The organism is Nocardioides sp. S-1144 (assembly GCF_005954645.2).
Lineage (GTDB): Bacteria > Actinomycetota > Actinomycetes > Propionibacteriales > Nocardioidaceae > Nocardioides > Nocardioides dongxiaopingii.
Genome location: NZ_CP040695.2, coordinates 4,029,121 through 4,041,902 on the forward strand (window position 1 = coordinate 4,029,121; position 12,782 = coordinate 4,041,902).

General features: G+C 75.8%; 15 protein-coding genes. 9 read left to right on the top strand and 6 right to left on the bottom strand.

Annotated elements, in window-relative coordinates:
* Positions 1–48 precede the first annotated feature (48 nt).
* From FE634_RS18980 to FE634_RS18990, 3 genes are all read left to right on the top strand, one after another.
* A complete protein-coding gene (locus FE634_RS18980) occupies positions 49–1,275 on the top strand; it encodes an HNH endonuclease signature motif containing protein (RefSeq protein ID WP_148240879.1) in 1,227 nt (408 codons plus the stop codon).
* 83 nt (positions 1,276–1,358) lie between these two features.
* Positions 1,359–1,883 (top strand): PGPGW domain-containing protein, encoded by a 525-nt coding sequence (locus FE634_RS18985; protein ID WP_138876774.1) that lies wholly within the window; start codon positions 1,359–1,361, stop codon positions 1,881–1,883.
* A gap of 122 nt (positions 1,884–2,005) precedes the next feature.
* Entirely contained in the window at positions 2,006–2,659 is a 654-nt protein-coding gene (locus tag FE634_RS18990; protein WP_138876775.1) for an AMIN-like domain-containing (lipo)protein, read from the top strand.
* Between the two features lie 16 nt (positions 2,660–2,675).
* On the opposite strand, the gene FE634_RS18995 is transcribed toward FE634_RS18990, so the two are convergent.
* The 4 genes from FE634_RS18995 to FE634_RS19010 all read right to left on the bottom strand — a co-directional run bounded on the left by FE634_RS18995 (position 2,676) and on the right by FE634_RS19010 (position 5,800).
* Complete coding sequence (locus FE634_RS18995) at positions 2,676–3,692, bottom strand: hypothetical protein (RefSeq protein ID WP_222847619.1); 1,017 nt, start codon at positions 3,690–3,692, stop codon at positions 2,676–2,678.
* A 23-nt stretch (positions 3,693–3,715) separates the two neighbouring features.
* A complete protein-coding gene (locus FE634_RS19000) occupies positions 3,716–4,381 on the bottom strand; it encodes a DUF6624 domain-containing protein (protein ID WP_138876776.1) in 666 nt (221 codons plus the stop codon).
* 38 nt (positions 4,382–4,419) lie between these two features.
* Positions 4,420–5,340, bottom strand: a complete 921-nt coding sequence (locus FE634_RS19005) for a pseudouridine synthase (protein ID WP_138876777.1) — start codon at positions 5,338–5,340, stop codon at positions 4,420–4,422.
* A 67-nt stretch (positions 5,341–5,407) separates the two neighbouring features.
* Positions 5,408–5,800, bottom strand: a complete 393-nt coding sequence (locus FE634_RS19010) for a GNAT family N-acetyltransferase (RefSeq protein ID WP_137293996.1) — start codon at positions 5,798–5,800, stop codon at positions 5,408–5,410.
* 153 nt (positions 5,801–5,953) lie between these two features.
* Here FE634_RS19010 and FE634_RS19015 point away from each other — a divergent pair, with 153 nt between their 5' ends.
* The gene (locus FE634_RS19015; protein WP_138876779.1) at positions 5,954–6,589 is read left to right on the top strand and encodes a calcium-binding protein; all 636 of its coding nucleotides are present in this window, start codon (positions 5,954–5,956) and stop codon (positions 6,587–6,589) included.
* Between the two features lie 10 nt (positions 6,590–6,599).
* On the opposite strand, the gene FE634_RS19020 is transcribed toward FE634_RS19015, so the two are convergent.
* The gene (locus FE634_RS19020) at positions 6,600–7,487 is read right to left on the bottom strand and encodes a LysR family transcriptional regulator (RefSeq protein ID WP_138876780.1); all 888 of its coding nucleotides are present in this window, start codon (positions 7,485–7,487) and stop codon (positions 6,600–6,602) included.
* A 71-nt stretch (positions 7,488–7,558) separates the two neighbouring features.
* Between FE634_RS19020 and FE634_RS19025 the strand changes: the two genes are divergently transcribed.
* Entirely contained in the window at positions 7,559–8,266 is a 708-nt protein-coding gene (locus FE634_RS19025) for an aspartate/glutamate racemase family protein (protein ID WP_138876781.1), read from the top strand.
* A 9-nt stretch (positions 8,267–8,275) separates the two neighbouring features.
* Here FE634_RS19025 and FE634_RS19030 read toward each other — a convergent pair whose 3' ends face one another.
* Positions 8,276–8,812 carry a hypothetical protein gene (locus tag FE634_RS19030; RefSeq protein WP_138876782.1) on the bottom strand — a complete coding sequence of 179 codons (537 nt, stop codon included), beginning with the start codon at positions 8,810–8,812 and terminating at the stop codon, positions 8,276–8,278.
* Between the two features lie 69 nt (positions 8,813–8,881).
* On the opposite strand from FE634_RS19030, the gene FE634_RS19035 reads away from it, so the two are divergent.
* Genes FE634_RS19035 through FE634_RS19050 form a run of 4 tightly spaced genes read left to right on the top strand, consistent with a single transcriptional unit; the run spans position 8,882 to position 12,758 of the window.
* The gene (locus tag FE634_RS19035) at positions 8,882–9,874 is read left to right on the top strand and encodes a M28 family metallopeptidase (protein ID WP_138876783.1); all 993 of its coding nucleotides are present in this window, start codon (positions 8,882–8,884) and stop codon (positions 9,872–9,874) included.
* A complete protein-coding gene (locus FE634_RS19040; protein ID WP_138876784.1) occupies positions 9,862–11,040 on the top strand; it encodes a CapA family protein in 1,179 nt (392 codons plus the stop codon). Before FE634_RS19035 ends, FE634_RS19040 begins: the two co-directional genes overlap by 13 nt.
* Positions 11,041–11,089: 49 nt before the next feature.
* Positions 11,090–11,863, top strand: coding sequence for a polysaccharide deacetylase family protein (locus FE634_RS19045; protein WP_138876785.1), 774 nt, complete (start codon positions 11,090–11,092; stop codon positions 11,861–11,863).
* A 43-nt stretch (positions 11,864–11,906) separates the two neighbouring features.
* Positions 11,907–12,758: an aldo/keto reductase gene (locus tag FE634_RS19050; RefSeq protein ID WP_137294004.1), complete on the top strand. Its 852-nt coding sequence runs from the start codon at positions 11,907–11,909 to the stop codon at positions 12,756–12,758.
* Positions 12,759–12,782 lie beyond the last annotated feature (24 nt).

Genomic DNA, 12,782 nt, shown 5'->3' on the forward strand with positions numbered 1-12,782 from the left:
CGGTCGAACACACTGTCGATTGTCGGTGGTGGCGCGTAGAATCAGGCCATGAGCAAGCACCCCGGCGACCGCCGCGACGGGCACCCCGTCGCCCGGTTCGTCGCGCTGCTCGAGACCGAGTTGGCGGCTCTGGTGGACGCCCCGACCTGGTCGCTCGACGCCCCTGCGACGGCTGATTTCGTGCCGCGGATCGCGGGAGTCTTGGCCGGGGTGCAGGAGCTCGAGGCACGCGTGGTCGGGCACGCCGGGGTGCTCGACTTGCCGGGCTCGATCGGGGCGCGGTCGCTCGCGGCGTGGCTCGCGCGGACCACCCGGGTGACTGGCGCGGAGGCGTCGCGGAAGGCACGCCTGGCCGATGATCTGGCCGCCCACGAGTCGGTCCGGATCGCCATGGCGTCCGGTCGGGTGCACGGCGAGCAGGCCAAGGTCATCGCCGCTGCTGTCGGGGACCTCGACGGCGGACACGTTTCGTGGCGTGACAAGGCCGAGGCGCACCTGCTCGACGAGGCGGGGCACCACGACGCGCACGAGCTGAAGACCCTGGGTCGGCGGATCCTGGAGGCCCTCGACCCCGACCAGGCCGACGAGCACGAGGCTCGACTGCTGGAGGCCGAGGAAGCCCGAGCCCGCAAGCGCACTGCGTTGACGATGTGGGACGACGGCGAGGGTCTCGCGCACGGCCGGTTCACCCTGCCGTCGGCGCAGGCCTCGATGCTGCGCAAAGCACTTACCGCGATCGCGGCCCCCAAGCACGTCCGCGCCACCGACGGCGCCGGCTCCTACGACCACGAGCGACCGACCCCGGAACGCCTCGGGCAGGCGTTCGGCGAGTACGTCGAGCGCTACCCCGCCGACCAGCTCCCCACCATGGGCGGGGTCAACGCCACCGTCGTGGTCACGATGACCCTCGAGAGCCTCAACGGAGGACTCGCAGCCGCCCACCTCGACACCGGGACCGCGCTCTCCCCCACCGAAGCCCGCCGGATGGCCTGCGAAGCAGGCATCATCCCTGCTGTGCTGGGTGGCCAGGGCCAGGTCCTCGACCTCGGCCGCAAGCGCCGCTTCCACACCCCCGCCCAGCGCCTCGCCCTCACCCTCGAGCAGCAGCACTGCCAACACCCGACCTGCACCACACCCGCCGCCTACTGCCACACCCACCACGGCATCCCCTGGACCGCAGGCGGCACCACCAACACCCGCGACGCCGTCCTGCTCTGCCCCTTCCACCACCACCAGACCCACGCCACCGGAGACACCCACCCCCTCCGGACCTAGCCGTCCGCCGGGAATATGTGGGGCGGGTCGCCGCTTCCTCGTAGGTGACCTGCGCCCTCGCCCCACGGCGCAACGCGGACGTGATGAACGCCGCGCCGACGTACGGCTCCGTGGAACCCTCCGGCCTCCCGGACGAGGTGACGCGGACCAGGACCGCGTGGCGTCCGTCGCTCGGCAGCCTCGTCGGACGAGCCACGGGGTGGACCCTCGTCGTCGTCGGCATCGTCCTGATGCCGCTGCCCGGGCCCGGCACCCTGATCGTCGTCGCCGGCCTGCGGATCCTGGTCCCGTACCACCGGTGGGCCGCCGCGAGCTACGACCGGGTCCGCGACCAGGCCGTCGCCGCGGCCCGGGCGGGCGTGGCGACCCGGCCCCGTGTCCTGGCGTCGCTGGCCGGCGTCGTGTGGATCACCGTCCTCTCCGGGATGTACGTCGTCGACGTCTCGATCCCCCGGACGAGCCTGCTCGGTGTCACCGTCGGCCCCTCGCTGCCCTTCCACAGCACCGCGACCGCCGTCGGTCTCGTGGTGTCGAGCCTTGCCTCCGCCGCCGCCACGCTCTACAGCATCGCGCGCCTGCGCCCGCGGCCCGCGGTGCGCACGGCCTGACCCGCCGCGACACGGGCCCGGTTCCCGCCGGCCGGGGAGTCCTGTCAACCGGGCACCCTCGTCGCGCGTCCCACGAAGCGAGCGGGACCCACGCAGAGGTCCGCAGCGACGAAGGGCGACCCATGACACTCCGCACGACGATCGCAGCGGCCGCGCTGCTGTCCCTTCCCCTCCTGGCCGGCTGTGCCGACGACTCGGTGGCCGAGGACGCGACGACCACGCCCGCCGCAGGGACGGCCACCCCCGACCCGACGTCCGAGACACCGTCCGAGACACCGTCCGTGCCGACGTCCGAACCGACGTCCGACCCCACACCCGCGCCGCCGGACTTCCCCGACGGCACCGGCGACCAGGCCGCGGACGGGACGGGGGCGGGCCTGGTGCTCGTCGACGTCCGGGCCGCCCGGCGCGACGGCTACGACCGGGTCGTGCTGGAGTTCAGCGGGAAGGGCACGCCCGGCTGGGTGCTCGACTACGTCGACCGCGCCCGGCTCGAGGGCAGCGGCGACGTCGTCGACGTCGACGGGGCGGCGACGCTCCAGGTCTTCGCGTCGGGCACGACCTGGCCGGCGCCCGACTACTACAGCGGTCCCAGGCGGCTGACCCCGCAGGGCGGTGGTGCCGGCGGGGTCGCCGAGGTCCACGTGGCCGGGACGTTCGAGGGCTACACCCAGGTCTTCGTCGGCATCGACGACGAGCCGGTCCCCTTCCGGGCCTTCACCCTCACCTCGCCCTCGCGCCTGGTGATCGACGTGCAGGACACCGCCGCCGACTGACGGCGCACCCTCCGGGTCAGCGCAGCACGGAGTCGACGATCGTCGGCAGGCGCGCGCCGAGGAAGAAGATGCCGGGCAGCCCGGCGGTCTCGAAGCCCTGGCTCGGGTTGCGGACGAGCCGCGAGCCCCGGACCTCCATCGTGCCGGTGCGGTCGTTGCTCACGAAGAAGACCGCGCCGCCGCCCTCGCGGGCGACGTTGCCGCGCACGGTGGTGCGCACCAGCGACAGCGTGAACAGGTTGCCGTCGAGGTAGATCGCCCCACCGCTGCCACCGCCGGGCGTGCCGGGGCGGGCCGGGTTCGCGCCGCGGCCGATGGCCCGGTTGCCGAGGAAGGTGCTGTCCTCGATGCGCCAGGAGACCCCGATGCTGCTGATCGCGCCACCGTTGCTGCAGCGGCCCCTCCGGAACGTGCTGCGCACGACCTGCACCGGGCGGTCGCGGTGCTGGTCGAGCACGCGGAGCGCCGCCCCGCCGACGTCCGGCCCGACCCGGTCGCAGCGGTTGCCGACGAACGTCGAGCCGACGACCTTCAGCCGGCCGCCGCGGACGAACACCGCGCCGCCACCACCGCCGTCCAGGTCCTGGCCGGTGGAGTCGCCCCGGGCCAGGGTCAGGCCGCGCAGCACCAGGCGCGGCGAGGCCTGGTCGTCGCAGTGCGACGTCGTCCAGACCTGGGCCGGGTCGCAGGTGTTCTGGTAGAGGATCCGGCGCTGACCCATCCCGCTCAGGGTGACCAGCCCACCGCCGTCGATCACCACCCGGCGTGAGGTGTTGACCACCTTCGCGGTGCGTCGCATCTCGATGGTCACCGGCCGCGGACCGCAGTCGAAGCGGATCACGCCACCCCGGCGGACGGCGCGCACCACCGCGTCCGAGGTGCAGCTCGTGCTCGAGCCGTCGCCCACCACCCGCGCCGACGAGCTCGTCACGGGCGCCCGGTCGTGGTGGGCGGACGTCGGCGCCGCCGACCCGGCCGGCGTCACGCCGACCGCGGCCAGCACGGTGAGAACCACGAGCGCGAGTCGACCCACCCGGCGAGCATAGGCGGGATCGGTCAGCCGGCGCCGTCCTGCGCGCACAGCTCCTCCATCTCGACGAGGTAGTCCGCGAGCGGGTCGAGACCGGCGTCGCTGCGGCGCTGCTCGACGCCGTCGCGGTCCTCGATCGGGGTGGCCGGCACCGGTCCGTCGTCGCCGCAGCGGATCTGCGTGCCGTAGGCCTGCGGTCGTCCCTCGGAGACCGCGACCCGGTCCTCGAGGTAGGCCAGGTTGCCGGGCGAGGCCTGGCCCGCCGCGACGGCGTCCCGCAGCAGCTCGAGGGCCCGCGCCTGGAAGGCCGGGTCGAGGTCGGCGTGCTGGGCGACGGCCCAGGCCGCATCGCCGCCGTCGCGCCCGACGAGGTCGAAACCCGGCCAGCCGTGCTCGGCGAAGATCTCCGCGAGCCGGGCCTCACGCTGGGCGAAGGTGTCCGCGGCCGGCTGCCCGGTGCTCTCGAGCTGGTCGCGCTCGAGCATCCCGACCAGCTCGTCGTGGAGCGCCTGGTCGAACCCGCCCGCGGCCGCGGACGACGTCGGCCCCGTCGGCCCCGTCGAGTCCGTCGGTGGTGACGACGCCGACGACGACGGATCGTCGGCCGGCGGGGCCTCCGGCGAGCCCGCGCACCCGACGACGGCGACCAGCAGGCCGGCCGTGACAAGCGGTGCTGCCCGCGCGGTGCGCATGACGCATTCCACCACGGCGCCCGCCCGCCGCGCCCGGCTCAGGCGCGGTCGAGCGGGACGCTGCGCGGGCTCGCGAACCGGCGCCGGACGCCGTCGACCGGGTCGAGGTACTCGAGCTCGCTGGCCAGCAGCTGGAGCGGCCGGCTGAAGTCGTCGACGTCGACCTCGAGGTCGACCGGGTAGAGCGGGTCGTCGACGATCGGCGCGCCGAGGTCGCGCAGGTGCAGCCGCAGCTGGTGGGTGCGGCCGGTGCGCGGCAGGAGCCGGTAGACCGCGAGGTCGCCGCGGCGCTCCTCGACCTCCACCAGGGTCTCGGCGTTGACCGGTGCGCCGGGGACCACCTCGGCCCGGCCGGTGCCCGGGATCGGCGCGACGTGGTTGCGGACCGTGGTCGGCGACTCCAGGTCGGCGCGCCAGGGCGCCAGGGCGCGGTAGGTCTTGCGCACGGTGCCCTGCGCGAACATCGACTGGTAGGCGCCGCGCCACTGCTTCCCGACCGCGCAGACCACCAGCCCCGAGGTGACCCGGTCGAGGCGGTGCATCGGCGTCAGGTCCGGCAGACCGAGCTCGTCGCGCAGGCGCACCACGAGGCTCTGGGTCACGTGCCGGCCGCGCGGGACCGTCGAGAGGAAGGCCGGCTTGTCGACCACCAGCACGCGCTCGTCCCGGTGCACCAGGGTGAGCGTCCCGGGCACGGGCGGCTCGGCGCGCAGGTCGCGGTGGAACCAGACGAAGGTGTGGGGGCGGTAGGGGTCGGCGTCGCCGACCGGCCGGGCGTCGGCGTAGACGAAGCGCCCGGCCGCGAGCATCGGCTCGACGGCCACACGGGCGTCCACGTGGTCGCGCAGCCACTGCCCCATGGTCGCCCAGGGGACCGGGCGCGTGGGGTCGCGGTGGGGCGTGCAGACCCACGCCGCGCTGAGCCCGTGCCGCAGCGGCAGCGGGGAGCGGGGCGGCACGGCGCGATCCTACGGAGCCGACACCCCGGCAGGGGGTCTCGGTCGGGGCCGAGGGTGCGGGGGGTGCTCAGGCCCCGGGGTAGAGCCGGTACCCGAGCAGCCGGCGGTGCGCGAAGCCCTCGTAGAACGCCTCGGCGTCGAGGGTGACGAGGTCGATCCGCGCGGTGGCGGTGGCCTGGAACGTCGCCATCACCAGGAGCCGTCCGATCCCGCGGCGCCGGTGGTCGGGGTGCACGGCGAGGAAGCTCAGGTGCGACTGGAGGACGCCGTCGCCGAGCGCCTGCGCCCAGCCGACGAGCACGTCGTCGGTCACCGCCACGAAGGCCACCGACCCCGGCGCCTCGCACACCCGCAGCACCACCGCCGGGTCGGTCAGCGACGGCCACCGGACCACGGCCGAGAGGCGCGCGATCGCGGTCTCGTCACCGGGCTCGAAGGGCCGGACCTCGACGGTAGGCATCTGCCGACCGTAGGCCGGAGCCGCCGATCGCGCGACCCTCCTGGGGGCGACCGGTCTCGCCCCGCACGGTTCCCCGACGCAACCAAAGGGCCGCCGTGCGCATCTGACCATCGACGGTGGTCGTCCGGGCCACCCCGACCGCGGAGGACTCCGATGCGCCACACCACCCTGCTCCGGTCCGGGCCCCGTGCCCGCCGTCCGCTCGCCCCGGCCGCGACCCTCCTGGGTCTGGCCCTGGCCCTCGCCGTGCCGGCGGCGGGCAGTGCCAGTGCCAGTGCCCGTGCCGACGAGCTCCACGAGATCACCGGCACCCCCGGGGACGACCGGCTCCGCGGCACCCCGGACGCCGACGACATCCGCGGCGAGGCCGGGCACGACCACCTGTGGGGGCTCGGCGGCGCCGACGTGCTCAGCGGCGGCGCCGGCTCGGACACCCTCCGCGGCGGCGTCGGCGTGGACGGCCTCCTCGGTCGCGCGGGCCGCGACGTCCTCCGCGGCGGCCGCGGCGCGGACTACCTGGAGGGCGGGGGCGGGCCCGACGTCCTCTCCGGCGGGCGCGGCGGGGACCTGCTCGTCGGCGGTGCCGGCGACGACTCCGTCGAGAGCGAGGTCGGCCGCGACCGGATCCGGCTCGGTGCCGGCGACGACGCCTACGTGGACTGGCAGGTCGACGGGTTGCCCGACGAGATCTGGTGCGGCCCGGGCGACGACCTCGTCGGCTACTGGGGTGATCCCGACCCGGCCGACACCCTCCACGGGTGCGAGGAGGTCGTGGACATCGCCCACTGACCCGGCTCCGTCACGCTGCGGCGGCGGCCACGATGCGGGCCACGAGGGCGGCGGTCGCCGGCACGATCTCGGCGCCGGGACGGTGGGCCACGCCGACGTGCCGCCGCCCCAGGGCCGGCAGGGCCAGCACCTGCACGTCGGGGTGGCGGTAGGCCGTCAGCGCCGACTCGGGCAGCGCGGTGACGCCGAGCCCCCGGGCGACGAGGTTCTGCACCACGACGTAGTCGTCGGTGGTGTGGCGGATGGTCGGGGTGAAGCCGACCGCCTCGCAGCAGTCGACCAGGTGGGTGCGACAGCGCACGCAGCCGCCGATCCAGTCCTCCGCGGCGAGGGTGGCGAGCCCGCCGCGCCCCGGCGCGCGCCGGCCCGGCGGCAGGACGAGGTGCACCGGCTCGTCGAGCAACGGGCGCCAGGTGAGGGTCCCGAGGCCGACCGGGGCGCCGTCGTAGCCGAAGACGAGCGCCAGGTCGGCGTCGCCGGCGGCCACCGCGACCAGCGCCTCGGGCGGCTCGGCCTCCTCGAGCCCCACCTCGACCTCGGGGTGCGCGGCCGCGAGCGCGCCGATCGCGTCCGGCACCACGGTCGCCGCGGCCGAGGGGAAGGCCACCAGGCGCACCCGGCCGGCCCGCAGGTGCGTGAGGGCGGCGAGCTCCTCGGCGGCGGCGTGCAGCTCGGCGGCGACGACGTCGGCCCGGCGCAGCAGGGCGGCGCCCGCCCCGGTGAGGGTGACGCCGCCGGGACCGCGCAGGAGCAGCGGACCGCCGGCCTCGCGCTCGAGCCGGGCCAGGTGCTGGCTGACCGCGGGCTGGGTCCAGCCGAGGTCGCGCGCCGCCGCGCTGATCGAGCCGGCCCGCGCCACCGCGCGGAAGATCAGGGTGCGTCGGGCGTCGAGGGCCATAGGCACACGTTATGCCTCGTAGTAGGAGGACGGGGATTCCTTTGGTCCGTCGGCGGCCCCATGCTGGACGCATGAAGACCATCGGGCTCGTCGGCGGCATGTCCTGGCACTCCACCGCGACCTACTACCGGATGATCAACGAGCAGGTCGCAGCCCGTCTCGGCGGGCACGCCTCGGCGAAGATCTCGCTGCAGTCGCTCGACTTCTCCGAGGTGCGCGACTGCCAGGTCCGCGGCGACTGGGACAGCTCGGCCGCCCTGCTCGCCGACGCCGCCCGCCGCTGCGAGGCCGGCGGCGCCGACCTGGTGGGGCTCTGCACCAACCTGATGCACAAGAACTTCGGCGCCCTCGAGGACGCCGTCTCGGTGCCGGCCGTCCACATCGCCGACGCCGTCGCGGCCGTCGCCCGCCGCGAGGGTTGGACGACGCTCGGCCTGCTCGGCGCCCGCTGGGTGATGGAGGAGACCTTCTACGCCGACCGGCTCGCCTCCCACGGCATCTCGGTCGTCACGCCCGACGAGGCCGGCCGCGAGCTGGTCGACCGCGTCGTCTTCGACGAGATCACCCAGGGCGTCTTCCGCGACGAGTCGCGGGCGGCCTACGTCGACGTGATGGACGACCTCCGGGCGCGCGGCGCGGACGCCGTCGTCCTGGCCTGCACCGAGATCGGGCTGCTCGTCGGCGCCGACGACGCCCCGCTGCCGGTCGTCGACTCGGCCGTCGCGCACGCCTCGTTGCTGGTCGACCTCGCCCTCGAACCGGCGCTCGAGCCGGCCTGATCGTCCCCGTCAGGTCGCGGCCGGCGGCACCGGGCGGGCGGCACGACGCCGTTCGAACGGGCGCCGCACCGACGTCCAGGCGGCGAGCACCACGCCGAGCAGGCCCGCACCACCCGCCTCGACGGCGTGCCCGAGGCGCTCGTGGCGCAGGCGGTCGCACGTGGCCTGCACCTGCTCGCGGGTGAGACCGGCGTCCTCGAGATCGCTCGAGTAGGGGGTGTCCTCGTCGACCCAGTCGCCGGACCGGGGCCGGTCGCCGCTGTAGTCGACCAGGTCCTTGTTCTGCTTGGTGCCGTCGCCGTCGTCGTCGAGGTACGGGCCGTGGGTGACCGACCCGCACCGCACCTCGGTACGCAGGACCTCGGGCTCCGCGGGCGGGTAGCCCTCCTCGCCGGCGACCGGGTCCGCGCTCAGCACGCCGCGCATCGTCTGGCTGGTCGGCTCGTGCAGCCAGACCGTGCACAGGACGAACGCGGCGGCGGCCAGCACCAGCAGCCCGGCGGCGGCGATCGTGTCCCACGGGCGGCTGGGGGCGGGGTCGGTCACGGCGACCACCATGCCCCGCCCCGGCCGCGGCGAACCCGGGCCGTGGGGGGAACCTGCGAGGATCGGGACGTGCTGCGCCGGCTGCCACCCCTCGTCGCGTGCCTGGCCGTGACGGCCGGGTGCACCGGTGACCCCGGCGCCGGGGCGACACCGTCCACCCCGACCTCGTCGTCGGCCCCGACGTCCCCGGCCCCGACCACCCCGGCGCCGACGTCCCCGGCCACGCCGCCCCCGACGCCGGAGCCGGCCCCCGAGCCGCGCCTCTCCGTCGACGACGTCCGTCCGCGCACGGCCCTCGCCGCGGTCGAGCACCTGGCCGGGACGGTCGGCCCCCGCCCCGGCACCACCGAGGCCTACTTCCGTGCCGCGGCCTGGGCCGAGCGCGAGCTGACGGCGTCCGGCTGGTCGGTCGGGCGACAGCGGTTCCCGACCCCGGCCGGCTACTCGTGGAACGCGCCGGTCGAGGCCGGCCCGTCGGTGAACCTCGTCGCCACCCGCGGCGAACGCCGGCCGGGCGAGCCGTGGCTGCTCGTCGGCGCGCACCTCGACACCGTTCCCGAGGCCCCGGGTGCGGAGGACAACGCCTCCGGCGTCGGCGTCGTCCTGGCCCTCGCGGAGGCGCTCCAGGGCCGGCGCACGCGGCTGCCGGTGGTGCTCGTGCTGTTCGGCTCCGAGGAGCCGCGGGGCCCGGGCGACGCGCACCACTACGGCTCGAAGGCGTTCGTGGAGCGGATGAGCCCGGCCGACCGGCGCAGCCTGCGGGGCATGGTCTCCCTCGACCGGGTCGGCGTCGGGGACGTGGTGCCGGTGCAGACCGTGCTCGTCGGCAACGACGTCAGCACGGGCCTCGAGGCGGCCGCCCGGCGGGTCGACGTCCCGACCGTGCTGCAGGAGGGCGAGAGCTCCAGCGACCACGAGTCCTTCGCCGACGAGGGCCTGCCCGCGGCCCGGCTGGGCAGCACGCCGTACCTCGGCTACCACTCCACGGACGACGTGGTCGGCGTCGTCGACCCGGCCCAGCTGGCGCGGGTGGCGCGGGTCGTGGCGGCATGGCTGCGCTGACCCGCGCCCGCGCCCTCTCGCTCGCCGGCACCGCGCTGCTCGCGGTGGCCGCGTGCTCACCCGCAGAGCGGCCCGGCGCCGCCCCGTCGCCGAGCCCGTCCGGCACCCCGTCCGGCACCCCGTCCAGCACCGGCCCCACGACCCCACCGACCACCCCCGACGTCGAGCCGCCACCCGAGCCGCGGCCGGCGCCGGTGACGATCGCGGTCGCGGGCGACGTCCACTTCGAGGGCGTGCTGCGCGAGCGGCTCCGTGACCCCGCGACCGCCCTGGCGCCCGCGACGTCGGCGCTGGCGGCCGCCGACGTCGCCGTCGTCAACCTCGAGACGTCGGTCGGCACCGGCGGCCGGCCCGACCCCGCCAAGCGCTACACCTTCCAGGCCCCGCCGACGGCGTTCACCGCGCTCGCCGCGGCGGGTGTCGACGTGGCGACGATGGCCAACAACCACGCCCTCGACTTCGGCCGCGAGCCGCTGCCCGGCATGCTCGACGCCGCCGCGCGCGCCCGGCGCGCCGACCCGCCGCTCGACGTCGTCGGTCTCGGACGCGATGCGGCCGCAGCGTTCCGGCCGGCGCGCACCGAGGTCGGCGGCCCGGGTGGCACCGTCGTCGCCACGATCGGCGCCACCGTCGCCACCCTCGACCCGACCGCCGACCCGACCGGCTCCTGGGCCGCCACCGCCGACGCCGCCGGCACCGCCGACGCCGTGGACCCGACCCGGCTGCTGCGCGCCGTCGCGCGGGCCGACGCCTCCGCCGACGTGGTCGTGGCCTACCTCCACTGGGGCGTCCAGGGCGAGCGCTGCCCCAGCCCCGGCCAACGCTCGCTCGCGGGCGACCTGGTGGCGGCGGGCGCCGACGTCGTCGTCGGCAGCCACGCCCACCGGCTGCAGGGCGACGGCCGCCTCGGCCCCGGCTACGTCGCCTACGGGCTCGGCAACTACGCCTGGTACACCCAGGGCCCGGAGGCGACGTCCTCGACCGGGGTGCTGACCCTCGCCGTGCGGCCGCCGGCGTCGCCGTCGGGGCGGGCCCGGGTCACCGAGGCCACGTGGACGCCGGCGCGGATCGGCCCCGACGGGCTCCCCGCCCCGCTGCGGGCTGCCGAGGCCGCGGGCTTCGACGCCGACCGGGACGCGCTGCGCGACTGCGCCGGGCTCGGCTGACCGGCTCGGACGGCGACAACCCGGGCGGGTCCGCGAACGTCACACCGGCATGGCACCCGCATCCCGCACCCTCCCCGCCCTCCGCGCCACCCTCGCCGCCACCCTCGTGGCCGCCGTGGCCGCCGCCGTCCTGACGATGCTCGGCGCCCCCGCCTCGGGGTCGCTGTCGGTCGACCCGCCCGCACCGGCCCCGTCCGCACCGGCCCCGTCCACCCGGCCGCTCGACCGGTGCCCGTCGGGCCGCGTCGCGCTCACCTTCGACGACGGGCCGTCGCCGACGACGACGCCGGCGATCGTCGCCGTGCTGCGGCGGATGCACGTGCCCGCGACGTTCTTCATGGTCGGGAGCCGGGTGCGGCAACACCCCGACGTCGCCCGCGAGGTCGCCGAGGCCGGCTTCACGATCGGCAACCACACCGACGACCACGTCGACCTGACCGGCCTGTCGCGCACGGCCATCCGCACCACGCTGCGGCGCACCGAGAGGGCCCTGCGCGACGCCGGCGTCGCGGACGTCTCGCGCTACGTCCGGCCGCCGTACGGCGCCACCGACGCGAAGGTCGCCGGCGTCCTGCGCGCGACCGGCCGGGTGATGGCGCTCTGGAACGTCGACTCGCGCGACTGGGAGGGCCTCACCCCGCGGGAGATCCGCTCGACGACGATCGACCAGGTCACCGCGCGCGGACGCGCCGGCATCGTCGTCCTGCACCACGACGGCGTCGCCACCTCGGAGGCGACCCTGGCCGCGCTGCCCTCGGAGATCCGGCGGCTGCGGGAGGCCGGGTACTGCCTCACCCCGCTGCCGGCCGGCGGCCTGGACTGACCCGCACCGGAATAGATGCGGTCCGGAACTTGTGGTCCTAGGTATGGCATCAACCGTTCCGTCCCTGACCCTCAACAACCAGACGACCATCCCGCAGCTCGGCTTCGGGGTCTACCAGGTCCCGCCCGCGCAGACCGCCGACACCGTCGCGACCGCGCTCGAGATCGGCTACCGCCACATCGACACCGCCCAGATGTACGGCAACGAGCAGGAGACCGGCGTCGGCCTGGCCGCCTCCGGCCTGCCGCGCGACGAGGTGTTCGTGACGAGCAAGCTCAACAACGGCTTCCACCGCCCCGACGACGCCCGCCGCGAGTTCGACGGCACCCTGCAGAAGCTCGGGCTCGACCACGTCGACCTGTTCCTGATCCACTGGCCGCTGCCGACGCTGTACGACGGCGACTACGTCGCGACGTGGCGCACGCTGACCGAGTTCGTCGCCGACGGCCGCGCCCGCGCCGTCGGGGTGTCGAACTTCCAGCCCGACCACCTCGACCGGATCGTCGCCGAGACCGGTGTCGTCCCGGTGGTCAACCAGATCGAGGCGCACCCCTACTTCACCAACGACGCCGCCCGTGCCGCCACGCACCGCCACGGCGCGCTCGTCGAGGCGTGGTCGCCGATCGCCCAGGGCGGCGTCCTCGACGACGAGACCATCGGCCGGATCGCCGCCGCTCACGACCGGACGCCGTCGCAGGTCACCCTGCGCTGGCACGTGCAGCGCGGCGACATCATCTTCCCGAAGTCGATGCGCGCCGAGCGGATGCGCGAGAACTTCGCGATCTTCGACTTCGAGCTCAGCGACGACGAGGTCGCGGCGATCTCCGCCCTCGACCGGGGCGAGGCGGGCCGCACGGGCCCGAACCCCGACACGTTCGACTACGTCCCCGGCTGAGCGACGCCGGAGGCTCGCGCCTCG

Coding starts and splice junctions, on each gene's coding strand:
- FE634_RS18980 (WP_148240879.1), top strand. CDS start 49: ATGAGCAAGCACCCCGGCGACCGCCGCGACGGGCACCCCGTCGCCCGG.
- FE634_RS18985 (WP_138876774.1), top strand. CDS start 1,359: ATGAACGCCGCGCCGACGTACGGCTCCGTGGAACCCTCCGGCCTCCCG.
- FE634_RS18990 (WP_138876775.1), top strand. CDS start 2,006: ATGACACTCCGCACGACGATCGCAGCGGCCGCGCTGCTGTCCCTTCCC.
- FE634_RS19000 (WP_138876776.1), bottom strand. CDS start 4,381: ATGCGCACCGCGCGGGCAGCACCGCTTGTCACGGCCGGCCTGCTGGTC.
- FE634_RS19010 (WP_137293996.1), bottom strand. CDS start 5,800: ATGCCTACCGTCGAGGTCCGGCCCTTCGAGCCCGGTGACGAGACCGCG.
- FE634_RS19015 (WP_138876779.1), top strand. CDS start 5,954: ATGCGCCACACCACCCTGCTCCGGTCCGGGCCCCGTGCCCGCCGTCCG.
- FE634_RS19020 (WP_138876780.1), bottom strand. CDS start 7,487: ATGGCCCTCGACGCCCGACGCACCCTGATCTTCCGCGCGGTGGCGCGG.
- FE634_RS19025 (WP_138876781.1), top strand. CDS start 7,559: ATGAAGACCATCGGGCTCGTCGGCGGCATGTCCTGGCACTCCACCGCG.
- FE634_RS19040 (WP_138876784.1), top strand. CDS start 9,862: ATGGCTGCGCTGACCCGCGCCCGCGCCCTCTCGCTCGCCGGCACCGCG.
- FE634_RS19045 (WP_138876785.1), top strand. CDS start 11,090: ATGGCACCCGCATCCCGCACCCTCCCCGCCCTCCGCGCCACCCTCGCC.
- FE634_RS19050 (WP_137294004.1), top strand. CDS start 11,907: ATGGCATCAACCGTTCCGTCCCTGACCCTCAACAACCAGACGACCATC.